Origin of the sequence: Sphingopyxis terrae subsp. terrae NBRC 15098, assembly GCF_001598815.1 — a bacterium.
Lineage (GTDB): Bacteria > Pseudomonadota > Alphaproteobacteria > Sphingomonadales > Sphingomonadaceae > Sphingopyxis > Sphingopyxis terrae.
In genome coordinates this window covers 1-4,676 of the sequence record NZ_BCZQ01000056.1, presented here as the reverse complement: position 1 = coordinate 4,676, position 4,676 = coordinate 1, and the positions used below count along the sequence as shown (strand labels likewise).

At 50.5% G+C, this 4,676-nt stretch carries 3 protein-coding genes; all 3 read left to right on the top strand.

What is annotated here, in order from left to right; all coding sequences use genetic code 11:
- On the top strand, positions 1-264 hold a 264-nt coding region (locus STE01S_RS19410; RefSeq protein WP_174531855.1), incomplete at its 5' end, for a transposase.
- Positions 265-368: 104 nt separating this feature from the next.
- On the top strand, positions 369-3,119 hold the full coding sequence (locus tag STE01S_RS19940; protein WP_162928370.1) for a TonB-dependent receptor: 2,751 nt from the start codon (positions 369-371) through the stop codon (positions 3,117-3,119).
- Positions 3,120-3,236: 117 nt separating this feature from the next.
- On the top strand, positions 3,237-4,670 hold the full coding sequence (locus tag STE01S_RS19405; protein WP_054588540.1) for an aldehyde dehydrogenase family protein: 1,434 nt from the start codon (positions 3,237-3,239) through the stop codon (positions 4,668-4,670).
- The last annotated feature ends 6 nt before the right edge of the window (positions 4,671-4,676 follow it).

Sequence of the window (4,676 nt, the reverse complement as noted above, 5' to 3'; positions counted from 1 at the left end):
TTTCCCACCCAGCACCGCACGAAGTTACACTCAACCAATCCGCTCGAGCGGCTCAACAAGGAGGTCAAGCGCCGCGCCGACGTCGTCGGAATCTTCCCGAACGAAGACAGCATCATCCGCCTCGTCGGGGCTGTGCTGATGGAGCAGAACGACGAGTGGCAGCTCCAGCACCGATACATGCAGATCGAAGGCATGGCCGAACTCAACCAACCCATGATCGAGGAGGAAAATCAGCCCCTACACATCACCGCCAAAGCCGCCTGACGATGGCCCACGGCCACAGCCGAAATTACACCACCTTGACGGACGCGACCTGCTCTAGCTATAGAAATAAGCAAAATTATTTTGCGGCACCTGAGGAGGGTATCTTGAGCAACAACGATCACAACAAACTAAACTTGGGCGATCAATCTGATTTTTGGGGCAAAACCTCAAGATTTGCTTTGATTGCATCCGCCCTTGGCTATATGGGCGCGCCTGGGATTGCATCGGCAAATGATGATATTCAGCAGGAGGCCCCTTCTGCGCAAGCGCAGAGCGAACCAGAGAGCGACCGAAATCTAATAATCGTCACCGCTACAAAGCGCGAACAGTCCATTGTTGAGACGCCGATTGCCGTTACAGTCGTAGATGCCGAAATGTTGGTGCGTACCGGCGTTTCAGACATTACAAATTTGGAGCGGGCCGCCGCTAGCTACCAGATGAACTCCTCGGATAGTACGACTGGCGGGCTGACGCTTCGTTTGCGCGGGATTGGAACCACCGGTAACAATATTGGTATTGAAAGTTCGGTCGGCGCATTTGTGGATGGGTTTTACATCCCGCGCCCAGGTGCGGTCCTTGGTGAATTGAATGATGTTCAGCAAGTTGAGGTCCTAAGGGGCCCGCAGGGTACGCTTTTTGGTCGCAACACTTCGGCAGGCGCTTTGGTCATAAAGACCAACAAGCCAAACCTTGATGATACAGAAGCATTCTTCGATGTTTCCGCCGGCAATTACGATCTGTTCAAGGTTCGCGGCGGGTTTAATGTTCCGGTTTCTGAAGGAAAAGTAGCTCTTCGGGTCTCTGGCTCGCATGCTGTGCGTGATGGATATGTTATTGGCCCGGACGGATATGATTCTAGCTCGATAGACCGATCTTCCGTTCGCGGACAGTTGCTATTTGACTTAGAAGATGCAGGCGTTTTGCGTCTATTTGCTGGTTATTCTCGAGGGGATGATCAATGTTGTTCGGCGGTGTGGTTGAATCACTCACCCTTTATTCAGGCTAACTTGGCACCATTTTCTGCATTTGGCGGAACAGCAGGGGCTGACTTTGTTGGTCGCCGAGCCCTAAAAGAAGGGTTGGCGAACGACAGCAACTATACCAACCCTTATAACGGTTGGAATGTTGGCGCCACGTATGATGTGGAATTGCCTTTCGCAAACCTCTCTTATCTAGGTTATTATGGCGAATCGAATGCTGATTCTTGTCGCGGCGATTACACTTCGCTTGAAATATACGCTGTTGGTCCCTGCCCCGAAGCTGAAGCTATCTTACCAAATGTGGACTTGGATGCGCTAAACGGCACCACGATTAAGTCGACATCGCATGAGCTCAGGCTTCAAGGGAATGCCTTTGAAGACAGTTTGGATTGGTTAATTGGGGCATACTATTCGCATGAGAAGATCGATCAACGTTATGCTTTGGTATTTTTGCGGGATATGCAGGCGGGCGTTAGCGTCGGTAGATTTGGTTCTGCAGATTTCAATGAGCTAAATTTTGCTTCTAACGGCGTAGATGCAGCTGGCGACTATGCCGCGCCAAGGGCACAGCAAGATGGCAGTTCTTTTTCGGTCTTCACTCACAATGTGCTGGAGCTTACTGACGGGCTAAATCTGACGCTTGGTGCTCGATACATCACTGAAAAGAAAGATGCCCAAGTCGGCCACCAAGTTCCCGGACAGCACAACGCCTGCGAGGCAACATTCAACAATTTGACAAGCTTAACTTCACCTAATTTTGGTCTGTACAATGGGACGAATGGTTTCTTTGGCGCAGGGGGACCCGCACGACTGGCATCAGTTGTTCAATCGAACTGTTGGATATTCAATTCCGGTCTATATGATCCTAGCGACCCAAATAATTTCTTCACCCAATTTGCAAATACGAACGCGGCAAATACATTTGTGACTTCATACTTGAATCTAATCCCACAACCATTTGACAGAGATTTCAAGGATGACCAGCTCACCTATACTGCAAATTTAAGCTACGAAGTTGCAGATCAAACCTTCGTCTATGGTGGATTTACGCATGGATTTAAGTCCGGTGGATTTAACCTTGATGTTTCCGCTGCGGTTGGCGGTGCAGATCCGCGATTCCGCTCAGAGAAAATTGATGCCTTTGAATTGGGTTTCAAATCCGTATTCCTGAACAACCGGGCCTGGGCAAATATTGCCTTGTTCTATTCTGATCTTTCGGATTTTCAGGTGCTGGCATTTGATGGCACAAGGTTTAGCGCATTCAATGTCGATAAAGCGCGCTCCAAGGGTGTGGAATTTGAATCAGCCTATGCGTTGTCTGACGCATTATCCCTAAACCTGGCTGCCACTTATACAGACGCCAAATATCCCGATGATTGCACCACATTTGATCCGACAGATGCGAATTTCAACGGCTCTGTCACTGCATTGTGCGGTCAGCAATTCACGAATGCGCCAAAATTGGTTGTGATTGGTGGTGCCAATGTTGATACCGAGATTAACACAAGCGGCGCCTCGATGTTCGCAGGTTTCTCGGTTCGTTATGAATCAAAAAGGCGCACCAGTACTTTGCCTACTGAAAGACCTGCGACCTTTGGTCTGACGACCGAAGCTCAAGTACGGGACGCGGTGGCAGCCGCCATTGCGGCACCATTTGATATCCAGAAATCGAACGCGAAGTTGGATCTTCGCCTTGGTTTTAGAACTGCAAATGAGAAGTTCACCATTGAGGCTTGGGCTCGCAACTTTTTTGATGTGCGGACAAGGTTTTTGACATTCGATATTCCGCTTAGAGGATTCTCTGGCCAGCGAGCACGTGGTGCATTTGTCCAAGAGCCACGGACCTATGGACTGACCCTGCGCGGCAAGTTTTAGTAGAACTCTCCGCTCTACCAGATGCTGGGAATTTGGTGAGCAAAGACTAGCGATCAGGCGAAAGTCTGATCGCAACTTTTTTGACTGAGCAAGCAGCACATAGAAGAGGCATATCAAATGAAAATACACAGCAAACTGTATATCGGCGGCGAATGGGTTGATCCATTGAATCCGTCAATATTTGAGGTTGTGAATCCCCTCACCGAAACAGTTTGTGCAACCGTTGCTGGCGGTGGAGAAGATGATGTCGCTCGTGCGGTGGCAGCAGCCAGGGAGGCGTTCAAGGAGTTTTCCCAATCTAGCGTTGAAGATCGCAGGGCCATGTTGGAACGGATTGCGGCTGGAATCAAAGCTCGAGCTGACGAGTTTTCAGAAGCAATTAGCATGGAAATGGGAGCACCAACTTGGTGGTCAAGCAGGGCGCAAGTCCCGGCCGGCATTGCCCATTATTCAACCGCGGCCAAAGTTCTGGAGAGTTTTGAGTTTCAGAAGATTCAAGGCACTACAGCCATACGACGCGAACCCATTGGCGTTTGCGGGTTGATCACTCCGTGGAATTGGCCGTTGAACCAGGTTGCGTGCAAAGTTGCGCCGGCATTGGCAACAGGCTGTACGATCGTTCTGAAGCCGGCTGAACAAACATCCCTGGATTCACTGTTGCTGGCTGAGGTTATCCACGAAGCTGGTGTGCCTCCTGGTGTGTTCAATCTTGTCAATGGACCTGGTAGAGTAGTGGGTGCGTCCATAGCTGAGCATCCAGATGTTGATATGGTCAGCTTTACTGGGTCTACGATGGCCGGAGCCAACGTCTCAAAGGCAGCGGCGGATACGATCAAAAGAGTATCGCTCGAGCTTGGCGGCAAGTCAGCCAATATTGTTTTGCCAAGTGCCGATTTGAAGGATGCTGTTGGCAGGGCTGTTCAAGGGATTATGAGTAATGTGGGCCAGACTTGTACAGCGGGCACGCGCCTCCTGGTTCCGTCAGACAAAGTGGCAGAGGCCACTAGAATTGCAGTTGAGGTCGCCGAATCCATCCCGCTGGCGACAAGTTGGGATGCGCCGGCGCCGGCTATCGGCCCGATTGCGACGAAACGTCAGCATGCAGAAATTGTGCGGCTGATTTCAGAAGGTGTCAAAGAAGGCGCCAAGCTGGAAACCGGCGGCGCAGACAGGCCCGATGGTGTTAGGAGCGGCTATTTTATTGCGCCAACGATCTTTTCAAATGTCAGCAATGATATGACAATTGCACGAGAAGAGATATTCGGACCTGTGCTGAGCATCATTGCATACGACACGGTTGATAACGCGATCGAGATCGCCAATGATTCGCCCTATGGCTTGTCCGGCTATGTTCAGGGCGAACATCAAGAAGCTGTCGAAGTGGCTCGAAAGATGCGCACGGGCCAAGTTTTCGTGAACGCGGCCCATGCGGATTTCAACGCACCATTTGGCGGCTATAAGCAGTCAGGCAATGGCCGTGAATGGGGCGAGATTGGATTTGATGAATTTCTGGAATACAAATCTGTCCTCGGCTCAGAAATCAAAAATTAGATTGGC

Excerpts from the sequence above, each read along its gene's own strand:
- STE01S_RS19405 (WP_054588540.1), top strand. The coding sequence starts at position 3,237 with ATGAAAATACACAGCAAACTGTATATCGGCGGCGAATGGGTTGATCCA.